Source organism: Streptomyces sp. WM6386, from assembly GCF_000972385.1.
Lineage (GTDB): Bacteria > Actinomycetota > Actinomycetes > Streptomycetales > Streptomycetaceae > Streptomyces.
In genome coordinates this window covers 28,300-53,747 of record NZ_JXTE01000031.1, presented here as the reverse complement: position 1 = coordinate 53,747, position 25,448 = coordinate 28,300, and the positions used below count along the sequence as shown (strand labels likewise).

18 protein-coding genes are annotated in these 25,448 nt (G+C 69.4%); 6 read left to right on the top strand and 12 right to left on the bottom strand.

Annotation, left to right across the window (positions count from 1 at the left end; translation table 11 throughout):
- Positions 1-157: 157 nt before the first annotated feature.
- From TN53_RS20320 to ngcE, 3 genes are all read right to left on the bottom strand, one after another.
- The gene (locus tag TN53_RS20320; protein WP_046259986.1) at positions 158-1,093 is read right to left on the bottom strand and encodes a carbohydrate ABC transporter permease; all 936 of its coding nucleotides are present in this window, start codon (positions 1,091-1,093) and stop codon (positions 158-160) included.
- 20 nt (positions 1,094-1,113) lie between these two features.
- A complete protein-coding gene (locus TN53_RS20315; RefSeq protein WP_046259985.1) occupies positions 1,114-2,043 on the bottom strand; it encodes a carbohydrate ABC transporter permease in 930 nt (309 codons plus the stop codon).
- Positions 2,044-2,112: 69 nt separating this feature from the next.
- Positions 2,113-3,558, bottom strand: coding sequence for an N-acetylglucosamine/diacetylchitobiose ABC transporter substrate-binding protein (ngcE, locus tag TN53_RS20310; RefSeq protein WP_046259984.1), 1,446 nt, complete (start codon positions 3,556-3,558; stop codon positions 2,113-2,115).
- 346 nt (positions 3,559-3,904) lie between these two features.
- Between ngcE and TN53_RS20305 the strand changes: the two genes are divergently transcribed.
- Entirely contained in the window at positions 3,905-7,675 is a 3,771-nt protein-coding gene (locus TN53_RS20305; RefSeq protein ID WP_046259983.1) for a GH92 family glycosyl hydrolase, read from the top strand.
- Between the two features lie 20 nt (positions 7,676-7,695).
- A complete protein-coding gene (locus tag TN53_RS20300) occupies positions 7,696-9,648 on the top strand; it encodes an alpha-glucuronidase (RefSeq protein WP_046259982.1) in 1,953 nt (650 codons plus the stop codon).
- A 157-nt stretch (positions 9,649-9,805) separates the two neighbouring features.
- Here TN53_RS20300 and TN53_RS20295 read toward each other — a convergent pair whose 3' ends face one another.
- Genes TN53_RS20295 through TN53_RS20270 form a run of 6 tightly spaced genes read right to left on the bottom strand, consistent with a single transcriptional unit; the run spans position 9,806 to position 17,530 of the window.
- Positions 9,806-11,806 (bottom strand): beta-galactosidase, encoded by a 2,001-nt coding sequence (locus TN53_RS20295; protein ID WP_046259981.1) that lies wholly within the window; start codon positions 11,804-11,806, stop codon positions 9,806-9,808.
- Positions 11,803-12,483 carry a DUF624 domain-containing protein gene (locus TN53_RS20290; protein WP_046259980.1) on the bottom strand — a complete coding sequence of 227 codons (681 nt, stop codon included), beginning with the start codon at positions 12,481-12,483 and terminating at the stop codon, positions 11,803-11,805. Before TN53_RS20290 ends, TN53_RS20295 begins: the two co-directional genes overlap by 4 nt.
- A complete protein-coding gene (locus TN53_RS20285) occupies positions 12,480-13,991 on the bottom strand; it encodes a GH39 family glycosyl hydrolase (protein ID WP_199924622.1) in 1,512 nt (503 codons plus the stop codon). Before TN53_RS20285 ends, TN53_RS20290 begins: the two co-directional genes overlap by 4 nt.
- On the bottom strand, positions 13,988-15,643 hold the full coding sequence (locus TN53_RS20280) for an extracellular solute-binding protein (RefSeq protein WP_046259979.1): 1,656 nt from the start codon (positions 15,641-15,643) through the stop codon (positions 13,988-13,990). The genes TN53_RS20285 and TN53_RS20280 overlap by 4 nt, the downstream gene beginning before the upstream one ends.
- A gap of 37 nt (positions 15,644-15,680) precedes the next feature.
- Positions 15,681-16,553, bottom strand: coding sequence for a carbohydrate ABC transporter permease (locus TN53_RS20275; protein ID WP_046259978.1), 873 nt, complete (start codon positions 16,551-16,553; stop codon positions 15,681-15,683).
- Positions 16,547-17,530 carry an ABC transporter permease gene (locus TN53_RS20270; protein ID WP_046259977.1) on the bottom strand — a complete coding sequence of 328 codons (984 nt, stop codon included), beginning with the start codon at positions 17,528-17,530 and terminating at the stop codon, positions 16,547-16,549. Before TN53_RS20270 ends, TN53_RS20275 begins: the two co-directional genes overlap by 7 nt.
- 227 nt (positions 17,531-17,757) lie before the next feature.
- Between TN53_RS20270 and TN53_RS20265 the strand changes: the two genes are divergently transcribed.
- Both TN53_RS20265 and TN53_RS44145 read left to right on the top strand, forming a co-directional pair.
- On the top strand, positions 17,758-18,744 hold the full coding sequence (locus TN53_RS20265; protein WP_046259976.1) for an acetylxylan esterase: 987 nt from the start codon (positions 17,758-17,760) through the stop codon (positions 18,742-18,744).
- A gap of 28 nt (positions 18,745-18,772) precedes the next feature.
- Positions 18,773-19,258: a hypothetical protein gene (locus tag TN53_RS44145; protein WP_052745264.1), complete on the top strand. Its 486-nt coding sequence runs from the start codon at positions 18,773-18,775 to the stop codon at positions 19,256-19,258.
- 1 nt (position 19,259) lies between these two features.
- Here TN53_RS44145 and TN53_RS20255 read toward each other — a convergent pair whose 3' ends face one another.
- Entirely contained in the window at positions 19,260-22,484 is a 3,225-nt protein-coding gene (locus TN53_RS20255) for a GH92 family glycosyl hydrolase (protein ID WP_046260018.1), read from the bottom strand.
- Positions 22,485-22,814: 330 nt separating this feature from the next.
- Between TN53_RS20255 and TN53_RS20250 the strand changes: the two genes are divergently transcribed.
- Complete coding sequence (locus TN53_RS20250) at positions 22,815-23,405, top strand: HD domain-containing protein (RefSeq protein ID WP_046259975.1); 591 nt, start codon at positions 22,815-22,817, stop codon at positions 23,403-23,405.
- Between the two features lie 7 nt (positions 23,406-23,412).
- On the opposite strand, the gene TN53_RS20245 is transcribed toward TN53_RS20250, so the two are convergent.
- Entirely contained in the window at positions 23,413-24,156 is a 744-nt protein-coding gene (locus tag TN53_RS20245) for a methyltransferase domain-containing protein (RefSeq protein ID WP_046260017.1), read from the bottom strand.
- Between the two features lie 103 nt (positions 24,157-24,259).
- On the opposite strand from TN53_RS20245, the gene TN53_RS20240 reads away from it, so the two are divergent.
- On the top strand, positions 24,260-25,015 hold the full coding sequence (locus TN53_RS20240; RefSeq protein WP_046259974.1) for a helix-turn-helix domain-containing protein: 756 nt from the start codon (positions 24,260-24,262) through the stop codon (positions 25,013-25,015).
- Here TN53_RS20240 and TN53_RS20235 read toward each other — a convergent pair.
- Positions 24,994-25,416 carry a hypothetical protein gene (locus TN53_RS20235; RefSeq protein ID WP_046259973.1) on the bottom strand — a complete coding sequence of 141 codons (423 nt, stop codon included), beginning with the start codon at positions 25,414-25,416 and terminating at the stop codon, positions 24,994-24,996. The two genes, TN53_RS20240 and TN53_RS20235, sit on opposite strands and share 22 nt — an antisense overlap.
- Positions 25,417-25,448 lie beyond the last annotated feature (32 nt).

The window sequence follows — 25,448 nt, the reverse complement described above, 5'->3', positions numbered from 1 at the left end:
CCGTGAGTGTCCAACTAGTGAACTCTAAGCTGAGCCGTTCGGGTCGCCTTCCGTCAAGAGGTTGAACAGTATCCGCGGCTCCGGCCACGTCGGCGTACGCCGCTCCCAGGGCGGGGAACGGCGTGCGCACGGTCGGTTCCGGAGCGCTACGCGCGCTTCACTTCAAGGTCGCGGATGTCAGCCCCGCCTGCACCTGACGCTGGAAGGACAGGTACACGACCAGCATCGGGATCATCGCGATGGTCACGCCCGCGAAGAGAACCGGAAGATCGGAGGCGTACCCCTGTTGCTGCTGGAGCTGGATGAGCCCCTGGGTGAGGACATAGCGCTCGGGATCGTCACCGCTCTGCGGCTGCATGAGGACCGTCGGCAGGATGAACTGGTTCCACTGGCCGAGGGTGTTGAAGATGCCGACACTGAGCAGGCCCGCCTTCGCCATCGGCAGCATCACCTGGAAGAACGTCCGGGTGTGCGAGGCCCCGTCCAGGATCGCCGCCTCGAAGACCGCGGTCGGCAGGGTCCGGAAGAAGGCGTGCATGAAGAAGACCGTGAACGGCATCGAGTAGGCGATGTAGACCAGGATCAGGCCCTGATAGGTGTTCAGCATGTCCAGCCGTTTGACCATGAAGAACAGCGGGACGAGGGCGAGGAACACCGGGAACATCGCGCCGGCCACGAAGAAGTAGTACAGGAAACGGTTGCCCCAGAACTCGTAGCGGGCCAGCACGTACGCCGCCATCGAGCCGAACAGCATCGTCAGCGGCACCGAGAAGACCAGCACGATGACGGTGTTGACGAAGTAGTCGCCGATGCCCTTGTCCCAGGCGCGGGAGAAGACGTCCAGCGACCAGTTCTGCGGCCAGCCGAAGGCCGAACCGCCGATCTGGGCATCGGTCCTGAAGGAGCTCAGCACCAGCCACAGCAGCGGCAGCACGATCAACAGCGCCCACAGGGCGAGGAAGCCGTGCGAGAAGACGTTCAGTGCGAGGCCTTCACCGCGCTGGTCGCCGGGGCGGGCCGGGGTCTTGCCGATCGAGGGCTGGGCGGGGACCGAACCGCCCGAGGCGGCGGTCTCCTTGAGAGGTGCGCTCATGAGGTGTCTTCTCTCCCCGCTCAGAACTCGACGCGGTCGCGGCGGGTGGCGCGCAACGTGAACACGGACACGATCAGGGTGAGAACGAGCATGACCACGCCCATGGCGCAGGCGTACCCGCTCTTGCCGTACAGCAGGAAGTTGCGCATCATCACGGTCGCCATGACCTCGCTGTGGTGGTCGGGGCCGCCTCCGTAGTCGCCGGAGGTCATCGTGGAGACCAGGATGAACATGTCCATCGCCGCGATGCCGAGATAGACCCAGGCGGTCTGTACGGACTCCCAGAGCAGCGGCAGCGTGATGCGGAAGAAGGACTGCGAGCGGCCGGCGCCGTCGATGAGCGCGGCCTCGTAGATGTCCTTCGGGATGGACTGCATGGCGGCGGAGAACAGCACGAGGTAGAAGCCGACGCCGTGCCAGACGACCACCACGAGCAGCGCCCACAGCACGAGGTCGGGCTCGTTGAGCCACTCGATGGGGCTCTGGGCGTCGACCAGGCCCAGCTTGATGAGGAGCCCGTTGAGCATGCCGCCGCCGTCACTGCGGTAGACGGCCCCGAACAGCACCGCCATGATCGCCAGCGACAGCACCTGCGGGAAGAAATAGATGATCTTGTAGTACTTGGATCCGGCGACCCCCGCGACCCCGCCGGCCCGGCTGCGCCCGCCCACGTTGAGCATGAAGGCGAAGAACAGCGCGAGCAGAATGGTGACCAGGGGAATGAAGATCAGGAACAGGATGTTGTGCCAGATCGCCCCCATGAAGATGTCGTCCTGGAACAGCGCCTTGTAGTTGTCCAGGCCGACGAACTTGAAGGTCTGGGACTGCCCCTTCCAGTCGGTCAGCGAATATCCGAACGTCTGGATGTACGGCCAGATCACGAAGATCACATAGAGCGCCACGGGAGCGAACAGAAATCCCGCGACGAACCGGTACTGCCCTTTGCGCATTGGCGTTTCCTGCCCCTGGTCTCCCGGCGGAACGCCCGCGCCCCTTTTCCGGGGCGCGGGGCACTGTGATCAGTCCCGGTGGTTCTTCTTCGACTCCGGGTCCTTGGCCTGCTTGTCGACGGCGGCCTGAGCCCGCTTGAGCCACTCCGCCGGCTGGATCCGCTTGGCCATCAGCTCGTTGGACGCGTTCTCGATCGCCGTACCCATCTCGCTGTACCACTCGGTGTACAGGAAACGGAAGGTGTCGTCACCGGCCGCCTTGGACGCCTCGACCGTCGACTGGGTGCCCGGCCGCAGCTGGACCCCGGTGTCGACGCCGTCCTTGACGATGGTCAGCGAGTTCGCCTCCTTGGCGAAGGTCGTCGACCACTCCTTGGACAGCATCATCCGCACGAACTCCTTGGCCGCGGGCAGGTTCTTGGCCTTGGCCGGGATGATGAAGGGCTCACCGGAACCGGCCCGGATCGCCTGGAAGGGCAGCTTGCTGCCGGGCAGCAGCGGCATCGGCAGGAACTTCATGTCGAAGTCGGACGGCGTCGTCTTGAGCTGCTCGTTCTCCAGCCAGGAGCCGCTGGTGATGAACACGGCCTTGTACTGGTTCCACCGGGTCTGGGACTCGGTGTGGGTCAGGCCGTTCGTGCCGGGCATCAAGTAGCCCTTCTCGACGACCTCGTAGACCGCCTCGACGGCGGCCTTCGCGGCGTCGGAGCCCACGAACGCGTTGGGCTCCAGGTTGTCGATCGCCTTCATGGCCTCCAGGCCGCCGGTCTTGGCGATCAGGTCCATGATGGCGACGTTGATGTAGTACGGGTACTTGCCCTGGTGGGCGAGGCCGCCGATGCCCTGGGACTTGGCGTCCTTGCAGATGGCGAGGAACTCGTCCCAGGTCTTGGGCTCCGTCCAGCCCTTCTCCTTGAAGAGCTTGCCGGAGTACCACAGGCCCCACACCGTGTAGATGTAGTTCAGGGCGACGACCTTGCCACCCTGCATGCCCGCGTCGAGGGTGCCGGGGATCAGCGTGTCGCGGACCTTCTTGGCCGGGTCGTCGATCGACGGGGCGTCCAGGACCACGGCGAGGTCGAGCAGCTGGCCGTTCTTGTACAGCACGTCGATCGGGATCTGCTGGGCACCGGAGTCGTCCACGATGTCCGGCGGGTTGCCCGCGTTGAAGCGGGGCTGGAGCTTGCCGGTGATCTCCTGGGTGCCGGTGTGGACGGAGGTCACGCCCCACTTCTTCTTGAAGCTCGCCTCCCAGGCCTTGGCGTAGTCGTCGCCGTAGCCGCCCTTGAAGATGACGACGTCGAGCTTGCCGCCGTCCTTCACGCCGAAGGGGTTGGACTTGGAGGTCTTGCCTCCGGTGTCGTTGTCGGAACTGTCGTCCCCGCCGCCGCTGGCGCAGGCGGAGAGGACGCTCATGGTGGGTACGGAGATCAGACCGAGCGCGGCGGACCGCTTGATCAGATCGCGGCGGCCGACGGAGCCTTTGTTGCTGTTCTCGGCGGAAGTGGATCCCATGCTCAAGTCCTCGCCTTCTCCAGGACTCAGGCGGTGAACCGGATCCTCCCGGGCACCGCGTTCGGGTCACGCTGGGTCGTGCAGGAAGTGCGGTGAATCGCCGACAGGTATAGTCCACTTCCCGCCAGCGGAGCAAGATCGAATGCAAGGTTGGCCATGGGTCTTTTCCGAGTTGAGACCTCCCGGAAATATGTGCGGGCTGTGTACCGACTGACGGAAATATCCCCGGCATTGCGCCCGAATGCCACACTCAACACCCTTGACACCGCCGACCACTTGGGCCACAACTGATCCTTGCGCATCGAAGTTGACAACGTTGTCCGCGATGGCAGGAGGGTGCTGGCGCATGCGGCACAGAGCTCGGTACAGACGAGGCCCGGCGGTCGCTCTCACGACCGCCTTTGCTTTGGCCATGGGTTCCCAGGGGGCCGCGACCGCCCTGCCGGAGGCGCCCGGCGCCGACCGGGAGTTCGCGTCCTCCTTCGAGGCGGACGATCCGGTGCCGGACTGGACCGACACGGTGGAGCGCGCCTCGGGCGTCGACGGCGGCTACAGCAGCGGCATCCCGGGCAATGTGACCGACCGTGTCACGGACGTCCGCGCGAGCGCCGAGAACACCTCCGGCGGCGAGGTGAAGGAGAACCTCGTCGACGGCGAGCCGGGCACCAAATGGCTGGCGTTCCAGCCCACCGGCTGGGTGGAGTTCGACCTGGACAAACCGCGAAAGATCGTGATGTACGCCCTTGTCTCGGCCAACGACTACGCCGAGCGCGACCCCAAGGACTGGACGCTTCAGGGCTCGACGGACGGCAAGGACTGGAAGACCCTCGACACCCGCGCCGGGCAGGCCTTCGCCGAGCGCTTCCAGACGAAGTCGTACGACCTCGCGGAGCCGGCCGAGTACCAGCACCTCCGCCTCGACGTCACCGCGAACAACGGCGCCTCCGGCCTCCTGCAACTCGCCGACGTGCAGTTCTCCACGGGCGGCGGCGACGGGCCCGTCCCGCCCGACATGCTCTCGCTGGTCGACCGCGGCCCGAACGGCTCGCCCACCGCGAAGGCGCGGGCGGGCTTCACCGGAAAGCGGGCGCTGCGGTACGCCGGGCGGCACACGGCGGACGGGCGGGCGTACTCGTACAACAAGGTCTACGACGTGAACGTGGCCGTCGGCCGGGACACCCGGCTGGCGTACCGCGTCTTCCCGTCGATGGCGGACGGCGACCGGGACTACGCGGCGACGAACGTGGCGGTGGACCTGGCCTTCACGGACGGCACGTATCTGAGCGGCCTCGGGGCCCGGGACCTGCACGGCTTCGAGCTGTCGCCGCAGGGTCAGGGCGCCGCGAAGGTGCTGTACGTCAACCAGTGGAACGACGTGGCCTCGCGGATCGGGTCGGTGGCGGCCGGGAAGACGGTCGACCGGATCCTGGTGGCCTACGACTCCTCCGGCGGCCCGGCGAAGTTCCGCGGCTGGCTGGACGACGTCCGGATCGGGACCGTGGCGCCCGAGAAGCCGAAGACCCATCTCTCGGACTACGCGCTGACCACCCGCGGCACCAACTCCAGCGGGGCCTTCTCCCGCGGCAACAACTTCCCCGCGACCGCCGTGCCCCATGGCTTCAACTTCTGGACGCCGGTCACCAACGCCGGATCGCTCAGCTGGCTGTACGACTACGCGCGGGCCAACAACGACGACAACCTGCCGACGATCCAGGCGTTCAGCGCGAGCCATGAGCCGAGCCCCTGGATGGGCGACCGGCAGACCTTCCAGGTGATGCCGTCCGTGGCCGTCGGCGTCCCGGAGACCGGCCGCGAGGCGCGGGAGCTGGCCTTCCGGCACGAGAACGAGACCGCGCGGCCGTACTACTACGGCGTGCGGTTCGAGAACGGGCTCAAGGCGGAGATGGCACCGACCGACCACGCGGCGGCGTTGCGCTTCACCTACCCCGGCGACGAGGCGAGCGTCCTCTTCGACAATGTGACGGATCAGGCGGGGCTGACGCTCGACAAGGCGGCCGGGGTCGTCACCGGGTACTCGGACGTGAAGTCCGGGCTGTCGACGGGGGCGACGCGGCTGTTCGTGTACGGGGTCTTCGACAAGCCGGTGGTCGAGGGCGACTCCAGCGGGGTCAAGGGCTATCTGCGGTTCAAGGACCGCACCGTCACACTGCGGCTGGCGACCTCGCTCATCAGCATCGACCAGGCCAAGGACAACCTGCGCCAGGAGATCCCCGACGGCACCTCCTTCGAGGCGGTGAAGTCGCGCGCCCAGAAGCAGTGGGACCGGCTGCTCGGCAAGGTCGAGGTCGAGGGCGCCACCGAGGACCAGCTGACCACGCTGTACTCCAGCCTGTACCGGCTGTATCTGTACCCCAACTCCGGCTTCGAGAAGGTTGGTTCGAAGCACCAGTACGCCTCGCCGTTCTCCCCGATGCCGGGTCCCGACACCCCGACGCACACCGGGGCGAAGATCGTCGACGGCAAGGTGTACGTCAACAACGGCTTCTGGGACACCTATCGGACGACCTGGCCGGCCTACTCGCTTCTGACGCCCACTCAGGCGGGGGAGATGGCCGACGGGTTCGTGCAGCAGTACAAGGACGGCGGCTGGACCTCGCGCTGGTCCTCCCCCGGTTACGCGGACCTGATGACCGGCACGTCCTCGGACGTCGCCTTCGCCGACGCGTACGTCAAGGGCGTCGACTTCGACGCCAGGTCGGCGTACGAGGCGGCCCTGAAGAACGCGACCGTCGTGCCGCCCACGTCGGGCGTGGGGCGCAAGGGGATGGAGACCTCCCCGTTCCTCGGCTACACCAGCTCCGAGACGCACGAGGGCCTGTCCTGGGCCCTGGAGGGCTATCTCAACGACTACGGCATCGCGCGGATGGGACAGGCGCTGTACGACGAGACGGGTGAGAAGCGGTACGCGGAGGAGTCGGAGTACTTCCTCAACCGGGCCCGGGAGTACGTGAACCTCTTCGATTCCCGGGCCGGCTTCTTCCAGGGTCGGGACCTCGCCGGTGACTGGCGTGTGGAGTCGTCGAAGTACGACCCTCGCGTCTGGGGCCACGACTACACGGAGACCAACGGCTGGGGGTACGCCTTCACCGCCCCGCAGGACAGCCGCGGCCTGGCCAATCTGTACGGCGGCCGCCGCGGGCTCGCCGAGAAGCTCGACGAGTACTTCGCCACGCCGGAGACGGCCTCGCCGGACTTCGTCGGCTCCTACGGCGGGGTCATCCACGAGATGACGGAGGCCCGGGACGTCCGCATGGGCATGTACGGGCACTCCAACCAGGTCGCCCACCATGTGAACTACATGTACGACGCGGCCGGCCGGCCGTGGAAGACCCAGCGCAACGTCCGTGAGGTGCTGTCCCGGCTCTACACCGGCAGTGCGATCGGGCAGGGCTATCACGGTGACGAGGACAACGGCGAGCAGTCGGCGTGGTTCCTCTTCTCCGCGCTGGGCTTCTATCCGCTGGTGATGGGCAGTGGCGAGTACGCCGTCGGCTCACCGTTGTTCACCAAGGCGACCGTGCATCTGGAGAACGGACGGGACCTCGTCGTCAAGGCGCCGAAGAACAGCACGCGCAATGTGTATGTGCAGGGCCTGAAGGTCAACGGGCGTACCTGGACGGCGACTTCGCTGCCGCACTCGCTGATCTCGAAGGGTGGCACGCTGGCCTTCGACATGGGTCCGCGGCCCTCGTCCTGGGGCACGGGCAAGAACGCGGCGCCGGTGTCGATCACCGAGGACGACAAGGTGCCGACGCCTCGGGCGGATGTGCTGAAGGGCGCCAGCAGTCTCTTCGACAACACGTCGGCGAGCGAAGTGGCGGTGACGGAGGTCGAGTTGCCGGTCACCGAGGCGGTCGGGGCGGTGCAGTACACGCTCACCTCGCCCTCGGACCGCTCGAAGGCGCCCACGGGCTGGGTGCTCCAGGGGTCGGCCGACGGGACCTCGTGGGAGAAACTGGACGAGCGGTCCGGAGAATCCTTCGCCTGGGACAGACAGACACGCGCGTTCACCGTGGGGTCGCCGGGTACGTACGAGAGGTACCGCCTCGTGCTGGACGGCGAGGCGACCGTGTCCGAGGTCGAACTGCTGGCCTGAGCAGTTGAGTTGGGAGTCTCGTGCCGCACCTTCCTGAAAGTGTCGACCCCGCCTGGCTGGCGCCCGGCGCCTTCCGGGCGATCGGCAGCCGCCGGACGCTCATCCGTGGCGGTGAGGGTCCGGTCGTGGACTCGGTGCACGAGGAAGTGGCTGAGGCCTGCGCCCGGTTCGGGGGACAGGTCGAGCGCGACGCGCCCTCCGGCCCCTACGACCTGCTGCTGGACCTGACCGGCGACGACGGGTCCGAGGCGTTCACGTTCGCACGGGAGGCCGGCCGGACGACGGTCACCGCGTCCGGCCGGCCAGGCCTGCTGTACGGGCTCTTCCACGTCGTACGGCTCGGCGAGGACGCCTTCCGGGGCGAACCCCGTCGGGAGACGCATCGCCCGGCCCTGGGCCTGCGCATGCTGGACCACTGGGACAACGTGTCCGTGCACCCGGTGATGGGCCAGGTGGAGCGCGGGTACGCGGGTGGCTCGCTGTTCTGGGAGGACGGGCGGGCGCGCGGCGATCTGGAGCGGGTCAGGGCGTACGGCAGGCTGCTCGCCTCGTGCGGGATCAACGCCGTGGCCGTGAACAACGTCAACGTGCACCAGGCCGAGGCGCGGCTGCTGACCGACCGGATCGGCGAAGTCGCCGCGATCGCGGGCGCGTTGAGGGCGTACGGGATCCGGACGCATCTGTCCGTGAGCTTCGCCGCGCCGGTCGTGCTCGGCGGGCTTGCGACGGCCGACCCGCTCGACGAGGGGGTGCGGACGTGGTGGGCCGGGGTGACCGCGCGGGTGTACGAGGCGATACCGGACTTCGGCGGGTACGTGGTCAAGGCCGACTCGGAGGGGCAGCCGGGGCCGTTCGCGTACGGCCGCTCACACGCCGAGGGGGCGAACCTGCTGGCCGCCGCGCTGGAGCCGTACGGCGGGACCGTGCACTGGCGGGCGTTCGTCTACGACCACCGGCAGGACTGGCGGGACCGGACGACGGACCGGGCGCGTGCGGCGTACGAGCATTTCGTGCCGTTGGACGGGGAGTTCGCGTCGAACGCCGTGCTCCAGGTCAAGCACGGGCCGATGGACTTCCAGGTGCGGGAGCCGGTCTCACCGCTGATCGGCGCGATGCCCGGCACCCGGCTCGCGGTGGAGTTGCAGGCGACGCAGGAGTACACCGGGCAGCAACGGCATGTGTGCTGGCTGGGGCCGATGTGGAGCGGGGTGCTGCGGTTCCGGCCCAACGGCACGCCGGTGGCGGAGCTGGCGGATGCCCTGGTCGCCGTCTCCAACGTCGGCGACGACCCGTTCTGGACCGGGCATCCGCTGGCCCAGGCGAACCTCTACACCTTCGGCCGACTGGCGTGGCGGCCGGACGCGGACCCGCTGGAGATCCTCGACGAGTGGATCCGGCTCACCTTCGGGACGGAGCCGGCGGCGGGGGTGCGCGCGGTGATGGAGGGGTCGTGGTGCACGTACGAGAAGTACACCGCGCCGCTCGGGGTCGGTTTCATGGTGCAGCCCGGTCACCACTACGGGCCGAGCGTGGACGGATACGAGTACAGCCCGTGGGGGACCTACCACTTCGCCGACCGGGACGGCATCGGCGTGGACCGCAGCGCGGCGACCGGCACGGGGTACGCGGCGCAGTACGCCAAGTCCTGGGCCGAGGTGTACGAGTCGCCGGAGGCCTGCCCGGACGAGCTGCTGCTGTTCTTCCACCATGTGCCGTACGGGCATGTGCTGCACAGCGGCGGGACGGTGATCCAGCACATCTACGACACCCATTTCGAGGGCGTGGAAGAGGTGGAGGCCGCTCGGCGGGTGTGGGCCTCGCTGGTGGACCTGGTGGACGCCGAGCGCCACTCGCGGGTGACGGAGCGGTTCGAGGAGCAGCTCCGCTGCGCCCGCGAGTGGCGCGACCAGATCAACAGCTACTTCTTCCGGAAGTCCGGTGTGCCCGACGTACATGGGCGCCGGATCCACTAAGCGCTCCGCGGGAAGTGCCGCGATGTGCCGTCGACCGTCCCCGGCACCGTCGTGGCTGGTCGCGCCCCGCGGCGGAGCCGCACATTGATACGGCCCCGCGCCCCTTCAGGGCGCTGCCGAACCGTAGAGGACTTCACCCGACCCGCTCAGAGCCCTTCTACCGGATTCGCAGGACCGCCGTGTCCAGCGGGTCGAGGGTCAGGGGTTCGCCCTTCTCGATCCGCTTGCCGGTGAGCAGGTCGGTGGCGGTGGTGTGGGCGGTGAGACGGGCCGGTTCGGGGGTGTGGTTGAGGAGGAAGAGGAGGCGGGTGCCGTCGGGGGCGATCCGGGTCGCGGTCTCGACGCCGGGGTGGTCGGCGTAGGGGCCGAGCAGGTCGTGGCGGGCGAGGACGCGGCGGACCACCTCGTCGACGCCGGGCTGGTCGAGGGCGGTGGCGACGTACCAGGCCTCGCCTTCCCCGAACGCGTTGCGGGTGACGGCCGGGGTGCCCGCGTAGAAGTCGGTGCCGTAGGTGGCGACCGGCTCGGCGCCGCGCAGTCGGACGATCTCGAAGACGAGGCGGGCTTGCGACCCCAGCTCGGGTACGGGCTGGGTGAACTCCGGTTGCCGGCTGTCCCATTCGTCGATCCGCACGCCCATCAGGGGCGCGAGCGGGCCCGGTACGTCGGTGGGGAACGCCCGGTCGTGCTGGTCGCCGCGGCCCGAGAGGAAGGTCGTCAGGACCGTGCCGCCGCGTGCGGCGACCGCTTCCAGTCGCTTGGCGAGATCACCCTTGACCAGGTGCAGCACGGGGGCGAGGACCACGGCGTACGAGGTCAGGTCGGCGGTCTGCGGGACCACGTCCACGTCGGCGCCGGCCTCGCGGGCGGCGCGGTAGTAGGCGTGGACCACCTCCTGGTACTTGACCAGCCGGGAGGGGCCGTCGGAGATCTCCAGGGCCCACCAGCTGTCCCAGTCGAAGACCAGGGCAGTGCGGGCGGGCGTGCGGGCGCCGAGCGTGGAGTCGCCCAGTGCCTCCAACTCCCTTCCCAGCTCGGCCACTTCGCCGAAGACGCGGGTGTCGTCGCGGCCCGCGTGGCCGATGACCGCGCCGTGGTACTTCTCGCAGGCGCCACGGGAGGCGCGCATCTGGAAGTAGAGGGCCGCGTCGGCGCCATGGGCGATGGCCTGGAAGGTGGCCAGCCTCAGCTCACCGGGGCGGCGCAGGGGGTTGACGTCCCGGCACGCGGTCGTGGAGGGCGTCTGCTCCATCAGCCAGAACGGGGCGCCGTCCTTCAGGCCGCGCATCAGGTCATGGGCCAGGGCGGGCCAGGTCGGCGGGGCGTCGAGGGGCGGGTAGCTGTCCCAGGAGGCGAAGTCGAGGTGCGGGGCCCAGCGGTGGTAGTCGAGGGGGCGAAACATGCCCATGAAGTTGGTGGTGACAGGGGTCTGCGGGTCGTGGGCGCGGATCACCTCCTTCTCGGCGAGGAAGCAGCCGAGGAGGGCGTCGGTGGTGAAGCGGAGATAGTCGAGGGTGAGGCCCTGGAAGGCGGTGTGGTCGGGGCCGCGCCAGTGCTCGGTGAGGGCGCTGGGGGGTTCGATCTCGGCCCAGTCGGTGTAGCGGTGGGACCAGAAGGTGGTCCACCAGGCGTCGTTGAGGGTGTCGAGGGTGACGTACTCGGTCCGGAGCCACTCCCGGAAGGCCTCGGCGCAGTGCTCGCAGTAACAGGCGCCGCCGTACTCGTTGTTGATGTGCCAGGCGAGCAACGCCGGGTGCTCGGCATACCGTTCGGCCAGACGGGCGGCCATGGCCGTGGAGAGGCGGCGGTACGCCGGTGCGCTGGGACAGAAGTTGTGGCGCTGGCCGTAGCGGTGGCGGCGGCCCTCGAAGTCGGTGCGGTTGACCTCGGGGTACTTCTTGGCGAGCCACGGCGGGAGAGCGGCCGTGCCGGTGGCGAGACAGACCCGGCGGCCCTCGGCGGCGGCACGGTCGAGGACACGGTCCAGGACGGTGAAGTCGTAGGTGTCCTCGGCGGGTTGGGTGAGGGACCAGGAGAAGACGCCGACGGTGAGGGTGTCGATGCCGGCCCGGGTGAAGAGACGGTGGTCCTCGTCCCAGGTGGACTGCGGCCATTGCTCGGGGTTGTAGTCGCCGCCGTACCGGATCTTGCGACTCATACGGTGAAGTCCTCCTGGGTCTCGGCGATCACCGGGCGGCCGCCGTGCAGCAGGGACAGCAGCAGCGGGGCGGCCAGCAGGGCGGGCAGGGCCTCCGTGAGCAGGCTGGTCCCGGCGGCGGTCAGGACGAGCAGCGAGGCGGTGGCGAGAGTGGCGCGGCCGTGCCGGAAGAGGAAGTAGCCGGCGAGGCCGGCGGTGTCGCGGGCGCGGAAGCTGAAGAGGGAGGTCAGCACGAGTGCGTGGGCTCCCCACAGGAGGGAGCCGAGGCCGATCGCCGCGAGCAGCACCGCCCACCAGCCGGGCAGGCCGGTCGCGGAGAAGTGGGTGAGCGTGAAGGCGATGACCGTGAGCCAGGTGAGCAGGGGCGTCCACAGCTTCAGGGCGGGGAGCGCGTTGAGCCGCCAGCCGCGCCAGTAGGTGCGGGCCGGGTGGAGGTCGGTGAGGTCGCGGTCGCGGTGGTGCAGGGCGTAGAGGGCGGCGGCGCAGGCGGGGCCGAGCGGGAGCAGGCAGAGGGCGGCGAGGGGGATGTTGGAGGGGTCGGGGCCGAGCAGGAAGAGACCGGCCAGGCCGGGGGCGGCCGCGATGAGGAGGAGGGCCTCGACCGTGACGAGGGTGTGGATGAGGGCGGCGGCCCGGGAGAGGGGGCCGATGCCGAAGGCGGTGGACGGGGTGCTCATCGCGCCTCCCTTCCGAGCAGTCTCCGCTCGTCCGTCCAGGCCGGTGCCTCGTCCGCGACCGCGCTGACCTCGACGAGCGTCACCTCGTGGCGGCTCAGCGTCAGGTCCAGGGCCACCCGGCCGTCCTCCACCGGCAGCCGCAGATACCGCCGCGCGGGTTCGGCCGCTTCATGGAGTACGTCGAGCTGGCCCGGCCGGGGTGAACGGGGACTGCCCATCCGCTGCCAGGCCGTACGCGCGTTGCCGTGCTCCTCGTCCACACCGGACCGGCGCACGAACGCCTCCCTGGCTCCCTCCACCGGTACGGACAGGCGCAGCCGGTGCTGTGACGGCCCGGGGGTTTCGCCGCTCGCGTCGACCGGCGCCCACGCGAGGACCATGATCCGGCCGTCCGGGTGCCGGGTGACCAGGTGGTCGTCGCCGCGCCGCAGGAGCTCGTCGCCCATCCGGGCCATGAACGCGTACAGATGGTACGTCGGCTTCTTCACCTGGCGGTGGGTGAGCAGGCCGAAGCCGCCGTGGAAGAGCGCGGTCGGCGGGCCGGCCTCCTCGAACATGTCGCTGAACGTCCAGTACGAGAAGGAGTCCACGTGGTCGCCGCCCGACGCCAGTACGGGGGCCAGGTACGCGGCGTGGAAGGCGGTGTCGTGGACCGGGTTGTCGGGACGGTAGGAGGAATTGAACTCCGTGATGTGGACGGGCAGTTCGGCCAGCCGGGTGCCCTTCAGCCGCTCGCGGGGCGTGGCGAACTGGTCGAGCAGGCCCTGCGCGGGACCCAGCGTCTGGTGCACGCCGAACGGCACGTGCTGGGCGGGCCCGGAGGTGTAGGCGTGCTTCGACACGAAGTCGACGGGGACGTCGTGCCGCTCGACGAACTCGGCGAAGCGGTCCAGCCAGTCGTCGGCGCCGGGCGCGAGGGCCGGGCCCCCGACCTGGAGGGACGCGTCCACCTCCTTCACCGCCTTGGCGGTGACCTCGTACAGCCGGTGGTACGCCTTCTCGTCCGCGCCCTCCCAGAAGTCGGGGAGGTTGGGCTCGTTCCACACCTCTATGGGCCAGGTGCGGACCTCGTCGAGGCCGTAGCGGTCGACGAGGTGGGTGAGGGTCGCTTTCACGAGCGCCGCCCACTCCTGGTGCGAGCGGGGCGGGGTGACATTTCCCCGCCACCAGAACACCGTCCGCTCCCCCGATGCCAACTCCACGGGCATGAAGCCGAGTTCGAGGAAGGGGCGGATGCCGAGCGCCAGGTAGGCGTCGACGACCTGGTCGACGTAGGTGAACGAGTGGTGGACGCGCCGGGCGCCCTCCCATTCGTAGGGCCGATGGACGCCCATGCCGTCGCTCAGCAGCCCGTGCCCCCGGATGTACCGGAAGCCGATCTCGTCCTGGAGGAGCTTCAGCGAGTCCTGGTAGTCCCGGCGCAGGGCGAGTTCGACGCGGCCGGTGCCGACGCAGTGGCGCCAGGCGTCGGGGAACCGGCCGGTGCCCTCGATCGGGACGCGGATCACCCGTTCTCCTTCTTGAACCGTTCGTACGCCTTGTTGTGGAGGTCGACGAGCTGCTGCATGTTCTTCGACTTCAACTCGCTGACGTACGCGCCCCATTCGGACATCGGGCGCTTGCCGAGGACGAACTGGAGCGTGTTCTGGATGACGGTGTCCTTGAGCGGGGTGTCCCACAGCGTCGCCTGTTCCTGCTCCACGGACTGCAGGGGGTGGGCCGGGTCGATGGGCAGCTGGGTGCGCTGGGCCATGGCGTCCTGGAACTTCTTCTCGTCCGGGCTGAAGTTGGAGGAGACCAGGGCCCAGCTGCCGCCGTAGGTGAAGACGCCGTTGAAGAAGCCGAAGTCCTTCTGGAGGTCCTTCGGGGCGTCCGGGTCGGAGCCCATGAGGGTGATGCCGGGCTCCATCTTGTACTGGCCGCCGGACTCCGTGTAGGTGGTGCCCTCCACGCCCCACTTGCAGAACTTCTGGCCCTCGTCGGAGTACCAGAGCCAGTCCACGAACTGCATCATCGCGACGAAGCTGTCGCTCTTGAGGGCCTTGCTGGAGACCATGATGCCGTTCTCCAGGCGGGCCCCGCCGAGCACCACCGGGCCCGCCGGACCGAGCGGCACCGGGATCATCTCGATCTTCGCGCCCTTGACCTGCTTCTCCAGGTTGTAGCGGTAGTCCTGCACCAGTACCTGCGGGTTGGCGCTGATCGCATAGGACTTCTCGCCGAGCAGCTTCTGCAGGGCCTGGTCGTCCTGCTGGGTGAAGCTCTCCGGGTCGAGAAGCTTGTCGGCGACGATTTTCCTCAGGTACTCGACCATCTGACGGTAGCCGTCCCTCGCCCCGGTGAAGACGAACTTCTTCGCCTGGGTGTCGAAGGAGATGTTGTCGTAGTTCCAGCCCGCCCTGACCCCGTACGCCTGACCGAGGTAGCCGAACAACGCACCGCACGGGAAGGGCGTGTTGGTGCTCCAGCGGTCGGTCCAGGGGTATTTGTCGGGGTACTCCGCCTTCAGCGCCTTCAGGACGTCGTACACCTCGTCCCAGCTGGTGGGCAGGGTCAGACCGTGCTTGTCGAGGATGTCGGTGCGGAAGGACAGGGAGTAGCCGGACTTGACCTTTTCATGCAGGCCGGGCAGCAGGTAGTACTTGCCGTCGGACTGGCGTATGGAGTCCAGTTCGGGCTCCAGCCGCCACTTCTTCACCTTGTCCCGGTAGTTGGGCATCAGGTGCACGTACTCGCTGACCGGCAGGATCGCGCCGGAGGACACGAAGGCGACCTCGCCCGGGTGGTACGTCTTCGGGATCAGGAAGGGGGCGTCGCCGGCGCCGATGAGGACGCTGCGCTTCTTCTCGTAGTCCGCCAGCGGGACGTCGACCGGCTTGATGGTGATCCCGGTGCGCCGGGTGACCTCCTTCCAGAACAGCCAGCTCTTCTTCGTCGGGTAGAGCGGGTTGTTGTTGTGCAGCATCGAGAAGGACAGCGGCTTCGCGGCCTTGAACTGCTGGCCGGCGCGGTACTCCTTCATGGCGCCGTTCTGCTTCTTGGAGAGGTCCTTGCTGTCCCCACCGTCGTCGCCGCTGCCGCACCCGGTGAGGCCGGCAAGTCCGATGAAGCCTGCGGCCGCAAGAATCTGACGCCGCGACAGCTGTCCTTCGTTCCTCACGGATACTCCCTTGTTCCGTAGGTGAATTGAGTGAGCGTCAGCCCTTGACCGCACCGAGCATCACGCCCGAGACGAAGTAGCGCTGGACGAACGGGTACACGCAGAGGATCGGCAGCGCGGTGAGCACGATGGTGACCGCCTGGATGTTCGCCCCGACCTGGCTGAGCTGTTCCGTGCCGGCTCCGGCGTTGGAGCCTCCGGTGGCGCCCTGGATGAGGTTGCGCAGATAGACGGTGACCGGCATCAGATCGGTGCTGTCCATGTAGAGGAACGCGCTGAACCAGGAGTTCCAGAAGGACACCGAGTAGAAGAGCACCATCGTCGCGACGACCGCCTTGGACAGCGGCAGCACGATCCTGAGCAGGATGCCGTAGGTGCTCAGGCCGTCGATCTGCGCGGCCTCCTCCAGTTCGGTCGGCAGGCTCTCGAAGAAGGCCTTCATCACCAGGAGGTTGAAGACGCTGATCGCGTTGGGCAGCGCGATCGCCCACACACTGTTCTTCAGGCCGAGGCTGGTGATCAGGACGTACTGCGGGATCAGGCCGCCGGTGAAGAACATGGTGAACACCGCGACACCGACGAGCGCGGTGCGCCCCTTGAGGTGCTTCTTCGACAGGACGTACGCGTAACAGGTCGTCAGGGCTATGGCCACGGCGGTCGCCACGACCGTGTAGAACACCGTGTTGCCGTAGTTGCGCCAGAACATCGAGTCCTGGAACACGATCTTGTACGTGGTGAGGTTGAACCCCTTGGGCCACAGGGTGACTTCACCGGCCCGGATCTGCCGCTCCCCGCTGAAGGACCGGGCGACGATGTTGACGAAGGGGTACAGGGTCACCAGCACCACGAGGCTGAGGACCACCCCGTTGACGCCCTGGAAGACCCGGTAGGAACGGCTCGGCTTCACCACAGGCTGGTCCCCACTGTGCGGCGCGACAGCTGGTTCGCGGAGGTGATCAGCACCAGGCCGATGATCGCCTCGAACAGGCCGATGGCGGCGGCGTAGCTGAAGCTGCTGGACTCCACGCCGGTCCGGTAGACGTAGGTGGAGATCACGTCGGCGGTCGGATAGGTCAGCGCGTTGTAGAGCAGCAGGACCTTCTCGAAGCCGACCGCGAGGAACGTGCCGATGTTGAGGATCAGCAGCGTGATCATGGTGGGGCGGATGCCGGGCAGGGTGACGTGCCAGATCTGCTGCCAGCGGTTGGCGCCGTCGATGCGGGCGGCCTCGTACAGGTCCTCGTCGATGGTGGTGAGCGCGGCCAGGTAGAGGATCGTGCCCCAGCCGGCGGTCTGCCAGATCTCGGAGCCGACGTAGATCGTGCGGAACCACTCGGGTTCCTGGATGAACCGGATCGGGTCGTGGCCGAACCAGCCCAGGACGTGGTTGACCGCGCCGTCCGTGGCGAGCATCTGCATGGTGATGCCGGCGACGATCACCATCGACAGGAAGTGCGGGAGATACGACACCGACTGCACGAAGCGCTTCAGGGAACGCCGGCGCACCTCGTTGAGCAGCAGGGCCAGCACGATCGGGATGGGGAAGCAGAAGACGAGGGTGAGCCCGCCGATCCACAGGGTGTTGCGGAACACCTGCCAGAAGGTGGGGTCGCTGAGGAACATCTCGATGTAGCGCAGGCCCACCCACTGCTCGCCGAAGATCGAGCCGCCGGGCTGGAAGCGCCGGAACGCGATCACGTTGCCGAGCATCGGCAGATAGCGGAAGACCAGGAAGAACAGCAGCGGCAGCAGTGCCAGCGAGTACAGCTGCCAGTCGCGCCGCAGGGCCCGTCTCCAGGGGACGCGGGCGGAGGGCGGCGGCGGTGGGTCGGGCTCCGGTGGGCCCTGGATGCCAGGCGGAGAGGCCGACTTGGTGGAGGTGCTCATGCTCGGTCCTCTCAGGAGGGGGGAGTTGAACCGAAACTTTCGAGCTCTTACCGGTAACTCCGCGGCAACCTAAAGGCACTCGGAAAGCGCTGTCAATGGGTGCTGCAGCGGGCTTTTGAGGCAGGCGTGCGGAGTTGAAGTCTCTTCCGCTCGGGGTAGAACACGGAAAACCGGCACATTGATCTCCGCAAGTTTCCCTCTGTCCTCCGACTCCTGCGAGGTGCCTCGTGCCCGCGTTCGACCTGCCGCTGACGGAACTGGTGCACCACCGTCCGCTCCCCGAAGAGCCCGCCGACTTCGACGAGTTCTGGCACGAGACCCTCAAGGAGGCGGCGCAGCCGGAGGTGTTGGTGTCGGTCCGGCCGGTGGAGACCGGACTGCGTCTGACGCAGACCTGGGACGTGACCTTCCAGGGCTTCGCGGGCGACCCGGTGCGCGCCTGGTTCAGCAGACCGGCGGGCGTGTCCGAACCGCTGCCCGCAGTGGTCGAGTTCGCCGGTTACGGCCGCGGCCGCGGCCTCCCCCACGAACGCCTGACCTGGGTGAACGCCGGATACGCCCATCTGCTGATGGACAACCGCGGCCAGGGCGACCAGTACGGCAACGGCGGCCGCACCCCCGACCCGCACGCACAGACGCCCGGCGGCCCGGGCCCGGCGGTACGCGGTCTGCTCGACCCGCACGACTACCACTACCGGCGCCTCATCACGGACGCCGTACGCGCGGTCGCGGCCGTCCGTGAGCTGCCCGGGGTGGACGCCGGACGCGTCGCGGCCGCCGGTAACAGCCAGGGCGGCGGCCTCGCACTGGCCGTCGCGGGGCTCGTCCCGGACCTGGCGGCCGCGCTGGTGACCGCGCCCTTCCTGTGCGGCATCCGCCGCGCCCTGGATCTCACCGACGCGAGTCCCTACGGCGAGATCACCGCGTACCTCTCCGTCCACCGCGGCTCCGAGCAGGCCGCCCACCGCACGCTCGCCTACATGGAGGGCATCTCCTTCGCCCGCCGCGCCCACGCCCCGGCCCACTTCGGGGTGGGCCTGCGCGACACGGTCTGCCCGCCGAGCGGGGCGTACGCCGCCTTCAACCGCTACGCCGAGTTGTCCGGCGCCGAACCGCGCACCGAGATCCACGCCTATCCGTACAACGGGCACGAGGGCGGGGACGCGGTGCAGGCGCGCCGGCAACTGGACTGGCTGCACCGGACGTGGGGCTGACGGAGGGCTGACCCCCTACGATGCGCGGGTGAAGAAGACAGTGACCGCAGGCCCCGGGCACCGCGTGGGCGACATTCTGCGCGTGACCTGCCCGTGGACCCCCGCGAAGGTGGCCAGGGTCGCGGGCGGTCATGCCTTCCTCGTCTGGCCGTGGGCCGGGATCGACCCGGACTCGCGGTACCGGTGGGACGGCCAGATGGCCATGCCGACCGACCCGGACTCCCTCGAGTGGTGGCAGGGCGTGTTCCACACGGAGCCGAAGCCCTGGCAACTGTCGGCCGGGGACACCTGCCTCGTCGGCGTGCCCGAGACCCTGGTCCGGGTCCTCGACATCCAGAGCCACGACCCGCCGGCGGACCGGGGACGGCTCCCCCGGCCGCGCACCACGCTGGTCGTGGCCCACGTCGATCAGCCGGACGGGACGTGGGCCGAGGAGGAGGGCCAAGGATTCGTCATCGATCCGAACTCCTCCGAGCCCCTCACCTTCGAACTCGTCTCCCGCGCCGGCCCGTAGGTCAGCCGACGGCGAGGGTGAACACGTGCAGCCGCGCATCGTCCGGCAGCCGTACGCTCGCGATGCGCTTCCCCTCGGGCGCGGTGAACGGCTCGGTGGCGAAGACGTACGTCGCGACCGGATCCCTTCCGGCTCCCGCGATGTTCCGGTACGCGGCCGCGGCGACGACCTCGTTGCCGTACCGGACGCTGCCGCCGCCCCCGCCCCGCGTCCAGTCGGTGAAGGAGACGTCGGTCGTGTCGGTGGTGCCGTCGGTGTAGGTGACGGTGGCCTTGGACTGCCGGTTGCCGAAGACCGCGCTGCCGATGAGGGACAACTGGCTCACCGGCTCGTCCAGTTGCAGGGTCTGCCCCGCGGCCCAGGCATTGTCCGGCCGCCCGCCCGGCGAGTCCGGCCAGGTGAAGGCCAGAGCGCCGACCGTGCCCCGCGCACCAGGCGTCAGCCCCGCCGCGGCCAGCGCCTGACGGGAGTAGCTCCAGCCGCCGCCGTCGAAGTCGGCCTCGGTGTGGTCGCCGGAGTCGTCCGAGACGCCGGTGCCGTTGTAGGCGGCGAGGAGGGTGCCGGGTGCGGCGACGGTCAGGGCCACGGGTTGGACGTAGGAGGTCACGGCGACCTTCACGTCGTAGAAGCCCTGCTCGATGCCCTTGCCGGCCGTCAGCACGATCTCCCGTGTCCCCTCGACGACCCTGCCCTCGGCGGGAGTCGCGGTGATGCCCTCGGGTGTCTCCACCCGGAAACGCGCCTCGCCCCCGCTCATCGGCAGGGCTTTGATGCCGATCGTCGTGCTGCCGCCCGGGGCGAGCGTCGCCGTGGTCGGGCCGACACCGATCCGGTACGGCTGCTCGCCCTCGCGGAAGGACGGCGGGGCGTCCTCGGAGGCGGTGCCCCAGGCCCGGTCCGGGGTGCCGGAGAGCGTGTAGTCCAGCCGGCCGCCGTCCCGCACGAAGGCGGCTGGGAGCCAAGGGCGGTCGCTCGCGCGGCCGTTGACCTTCAGGGAGTGGATGTACGGCGAGTCGGCGGCGGCGCCCTTCGCGCCGACGGTGATGTCGTCGCCGCCCGGGCGGTCGATCTCGATCCGCGGGAACAGCGGTGAGGCGAGGACGAGTTCAGCCCGCGAGGGGACCTGCGGATACATGCCGAGCGCCGAGAAGACGTACCAGGACGACATCGCGCCGAGGTCGTCGTTTCCGGGGATGCCACCCGGCTGCGTCGACCAGAGCTGCCGCATCGCGGCGCGGACGGTCTCCTGCGTCTTGTACGGGGCGCCCGCGTAGGCATACAGGTAGGGGACGTTGATCGACGGCTCGTTGTCCAGCTCGGACTTCTCCCCGCCGCTGCCGGTCAGGGCCCAACCGCCGTCCTCGTCACGGAAGAAGCCGTCGAGCCGCGCCACCGCCTCGCCCCGGCCGCCCATCGCGGCGAAGAGCCCGGCCGGGTTGTGCTGGACCATCCATGTGTACTGCGCCGCCGTACCCTCGACGAATCCCTTGCCTGTGGCCGGGGTGAAGCCGGTGACCCAGCTGCCGTCGGCGTTGCGGTCGGCGATGTAGCCGCCGCCCGGATCGGCCGCCAGGTTGAAGTTGTTCTGCCACCACTGGGAACGCCCGGCGAAGTCGGCCGCCACGTCCTTCTCCCCCGCCGCGGCGGCCAGTTGGGAGAGCGCGAAGTCGGCGCCGGACATCTCCAGCGTCTCGGCCGCCCCGCCCCAGGCGTTGGAGACGGACGGCATGTAGTGGTGCTTCATGTACGTGTCCAGGGAGGGGCGTTGGCCGACGGACAGCACCGGCCGCCCGGCGGACGACAGGTCCTTCCCGGTCGGCACGGTCGCCGCCTTCACCAGCGAGGCGAGCGCACCGCGCACATCGAAGCCCGTGCCGCCGAAGGCGTGGATACCGGCCAGGGCGATGGGTGACGGGTCCCCGTTCATGACATGGGTGCCGCTCGCGCCGTGCAGCCAGCGGTCCCAGATGCCGCCGTTCTGCTCGGCCAGTTCGTACAGGGACCGGGCGATGTCGGAGCCGGTGTCCGGCTCCAGCAGGGTGAGCAGCTGCACCTGGTCGCGGTAGACGTCCCAGCCGGAGAAGGTGCCGTACTGGGCTCCGCGGGAGGTGGTGTGCACCTCGCCGTCGGCGCCTCGGTACCGGCCGTCGACGTCACTGATGACGTTCGGGTGGAGGAGGGAGTGGTAGAGCGCGGTGTAGAAGGTGGTGCGCTCGGCGTCCGTGCCACCGCCGACCCGGATCGCGTCCAGCCGGTCGCGCCAGGCACCGCGGGCGGCCTTCCGTACGTCGTCGAAGGTGCGGTACGAGGGGTTCTCCGCCGCCAGATTCGCCTCGGCGCCCTCGCGGCTGACGTAGGAGATGCCGACCTTGACGTTCACCGGTCCGGCGCCGGGTGCGAACTCGACGTAGCCGCCCGCTCCCTTGCCCGCGACGGGCCGTCCCTCGTTCGCGAAACCGCCGGTGCCGCCGGACGCCTTCCGGGACCCGGGAGCGAGGTGGTCGTCCTCCCAAGTGCCCGTCGACTTGAAGGCGCGGTCGAAGTGGGCGGTGAAGTGGAGGGTGTAGTAGGCGCGTCGGCCTTCGGGGTCGAGGTGACCGCAGAAGTTCCCCGAGGTGACGGACCCGGAGACCGTGCGGCCGGCCGGGTCGATCTCGATCCGCGAATCGGTCGAGCCCACCTCGGAGTTCGCCGTACGGATCAGCAACGAGGCCGGCTTGTCGTCCGGGTAGGTGAAGCGGGCCGAGCCGGTGCGGGTGGTGGCGGTCAGGTCGGCCGTGACACCGGACGCGAGAGCGACCTCGTAGTGGCCGGGCTCGGCGGTCTCGTCGGCGTGGCCGAAGTCGGCGGCGTACACCGCGTCCACGGTGTCGCTCGCGGGCGAGGTGGTGACCTCACCGGCGTACGGGAAGAACGGGATGTCGCCGCTGCCGCCCGCACAGCCCGTGCCGGACATGTGGGTGAGGCTGAAGCCCCGGATGCGGGTGGCGTCGTGGTGGTAGCCGCCGGGCGCCGCGGTACGCGTGGCGTCACCCCGGGTGTTCTCGGGACTCCAGGAGAGCATGCCGAAGGGGGTGACGGCGCCGGGGAAGACGTTGCCGCCGTTGCTGGTGCCGATGAGCGGGTCGACGTACGGCGTGGGGTCGTCGACGAGTTCGGGCGGCGCGGTGGGGGCGGTGGAGGTGACGCCGGCGAGTGTGAGGGCGGCGGCGAGGATCAGGGACATCACGTGCGCCAGCCGTACCACGGGGCAGGTGGGCGGGGGTTCAGCCACGCGGAGGCATCACCCGGTCGGGGCAACTCCAACTCGCTTGACTTCGACTTCCGTTGACGCGGTAGAGTGAGGTTTAGACCACTAGACAACGTTGTCGGACGCGCACCGGCGCACCATCGCGCGCCACGGCGTCGCCACAGACCAACCGACACCCGGGCAGGGACTCCCCCCGTTCGCCTGCCCGGCCCGCGGACCCGGTGGGGGAACCCACCGGGTCCGCACAGGCCACCTACGGCTGCGACTCGGGCACCGGAAGCAGGCCTCCGCGCCTACCCTGTCCGCGTGGCTCGCACCGATCTCCTCCTTCGCGCCCTCCAGGACCCTGGCGACCCGCCGCTGCGTCCGCTGCCGGACCCGGCGGCGGAGCTGCTGCGGGAACTCGACGCGCCGCCGCGCCTGGCCGCCCATCTGCGAGCCGTGCACGACGTGGCGCACGAGCTCGTCGAGTGGGTGTCGCAACGGCACCCGGCGCTCCCGCTCGACCGCGACGCCGTGCTGTTCGGCGCGGCCACGCACGACATCGGCAAGACGGCCCACACCGCCGAACTCTCCGGCCCGGGCTCGGCCCACGAGGACGCCGGCCGCGAGCTGCTCCTCGCCCACGGCATAGCCCCCCACCTGGCCCGCTTCGCCGCCACCCACGCCACCTGGACCGTGGCGGACCTCTGCATCGAGGATCTGCTGGTGAGCCTCGCCGACAAGATCTGGAAGAACAAGCGGGTGCCGGAGCTGGAGGACCTGGTCGTCAGGGAGCTGACCGCGGTGAGTGGGCGGACGGTGTGGGAGGAGTTCCTGGACCTCGACGACCTGCTGACATCCGTGGGTGAGGGGGCGGACGCACGATTGGGGTTCCAGGGGGCGTATCCGGTGTGAGCCGGGGTCAGCGGTCGGCCACCAACAGCCGGTAGCCCACGTCGAAGGAGTCGCGCGTCAGAAGGTCGGCGTGGCGGGTGCGCCAGCGGCCGGTGGCCAGGTCGTCCGCGAGGCGGGCCAGGCCGGGCGCGAGGGCGTCCTCGCCGGGCTGGGACAGCAGGGAGACGCCCGCGCGCACCTGGGCTTCGAGGTAGGCGTGGGGGCGGCGCCAGTACGCGGCGGCGAAGCCGTCCGTGCAGTCGTGGGGGACAGGGACCGGTTCCACACGGGCCCCGCCGAGGAGTTCCGCCAGCCGATCGGTCGGGACGGCGCGATCGTCGTCGAACGCGGCCGCCTCCGGCAGATACTCCCTCACCAGCCAGAACCGCTCGCGGAACACCCGCTGGTCCCAGGTCAGCACGACGACACGGCGGCGGGCGACCCGGCGCAGCTCCGCGATTCCGGCCGCCGGGTCGGTCCAGTGGTGGATCGTGAGCAGTGCCATCACCGCGTCGGCGGCGTCGTCCCGGACGGGCAGATGCTCGGCGACCGCCTGCACGGCGGGCGCGGATCCCGGTGGGCGCTGGGCAAGCATGACCTTGCTGGGCTCGACCGCGAGCACGGTCCGCGCGGGTTCGTAGGACCCGGTGCCCGCTCCCACGTTGATCACGTCCGTGACGTTCCCGAGGGCGGCGTGGATCTGCGCGGCGATCCGCGGATCGGGGCGCCGGGTACGGGCGTAGGTCGCGCCGAGCGTGTCGTAGGTCGCCATGCCGGCCATCATTCCCGGGATCCCCCGCGCGCGGCCCCCGCGATTCCCCGCGATTCCCCGCGAGGAGTGGCCCGCGACCCGCTCTCCCCGTTACAACAGGCCCGTGGACTTCCCCAGTGCGCTTCGTGAACGCCGTACCCACCGTCATCTGAGCCAGCTCGACCTGGCACTGCGGGCGGGCACCACCCAGCGGCATCTCAGCTTCATCGAGTCCGGCCGGTCCGTGCCCGGGCGGAAGATGGTCGTACGTCTGGCCGAGTCGCTGGAACTGCCGCTCAGGGAGCGCAACGAACTGCTCCTGGCCGCCGGTTACGCACCCGTCTACCCGGAGAGCTCCCTCGACGACCCGGTGCTCGCGCCGGCGCGTACGGCGATCGACCACATCCTGCGCGGGCATCTGCCGTATCCGGCGCTGGTGGTGGACGGCGGCGGTGGGCTGATCGCCGCGAACGGCGCGTTCGACGTGATCACCGAGGGGGCGGCCGCCGAGCTGGTGGGGCCGGGCCGCAACGTGTACCGCCTCGCGCTGCATCCCGACGGCGTGGCGCCCCGCATCCTCAACCTCGCGGAGTGGGCCCGCCACATCCTCGTACGCCTCGACCACCAGCCTGAGCTGCGGGCCGAGCTGACCGCGTACGTCCCCGAACTGGACGCGTCCGCCGGTCTTTTGGGGTTCGCGGTGCCGCTGCGTCTGCGGTCCTCGTACGGTGAGCTGCACCTGATGACGACGGTGACCACCTTCGCCACCGCCGTCGATGTGACACTGGCGGAGCTGAAGCTGGAGGCGTTCCTGCCGGCCGACCCGGCGACGGCGGACGCACTCGCTGCGGCCGCGGGTCAGGCTCCGGGGAACATGTAGTCGGCCTTGATCCGGCCGTCGTCGTCGAGTACGAGGACCTCCAGGCCCCCGCCCAGCACGTCGCCGGTCTCGGTGGACACCGCCTCCCAGCCGAACTTGACCAGTCCGCGCAGCCGTACCGCGTCGGCGCGGGACCGGAAGGTGTACCCCTTCTGCTCGACGAACTCCTGGTAGCTGCGCGTCACCCGGGTCTCGATGGCGTCGTACCCCTGGGCCTCCAGGGTGGTGCGGCCGAAGCCGAGGCCCGCCGCGATCTCCCGGATCTCCACGGGTGGTTGCAGGATGTGCGTGCCGTCCTCGGCCCACAGCCGCTCGATGGCCGCGCGGCGTTCGGCGGCGTCCGGGACGTTCCACTGGGCGATGTAGTCGCGGGCCAGATCCTGCGGATCGATCTCGGTCATGTGCGTCTCCTTGCCGGCAGTCGCGCGGGTCG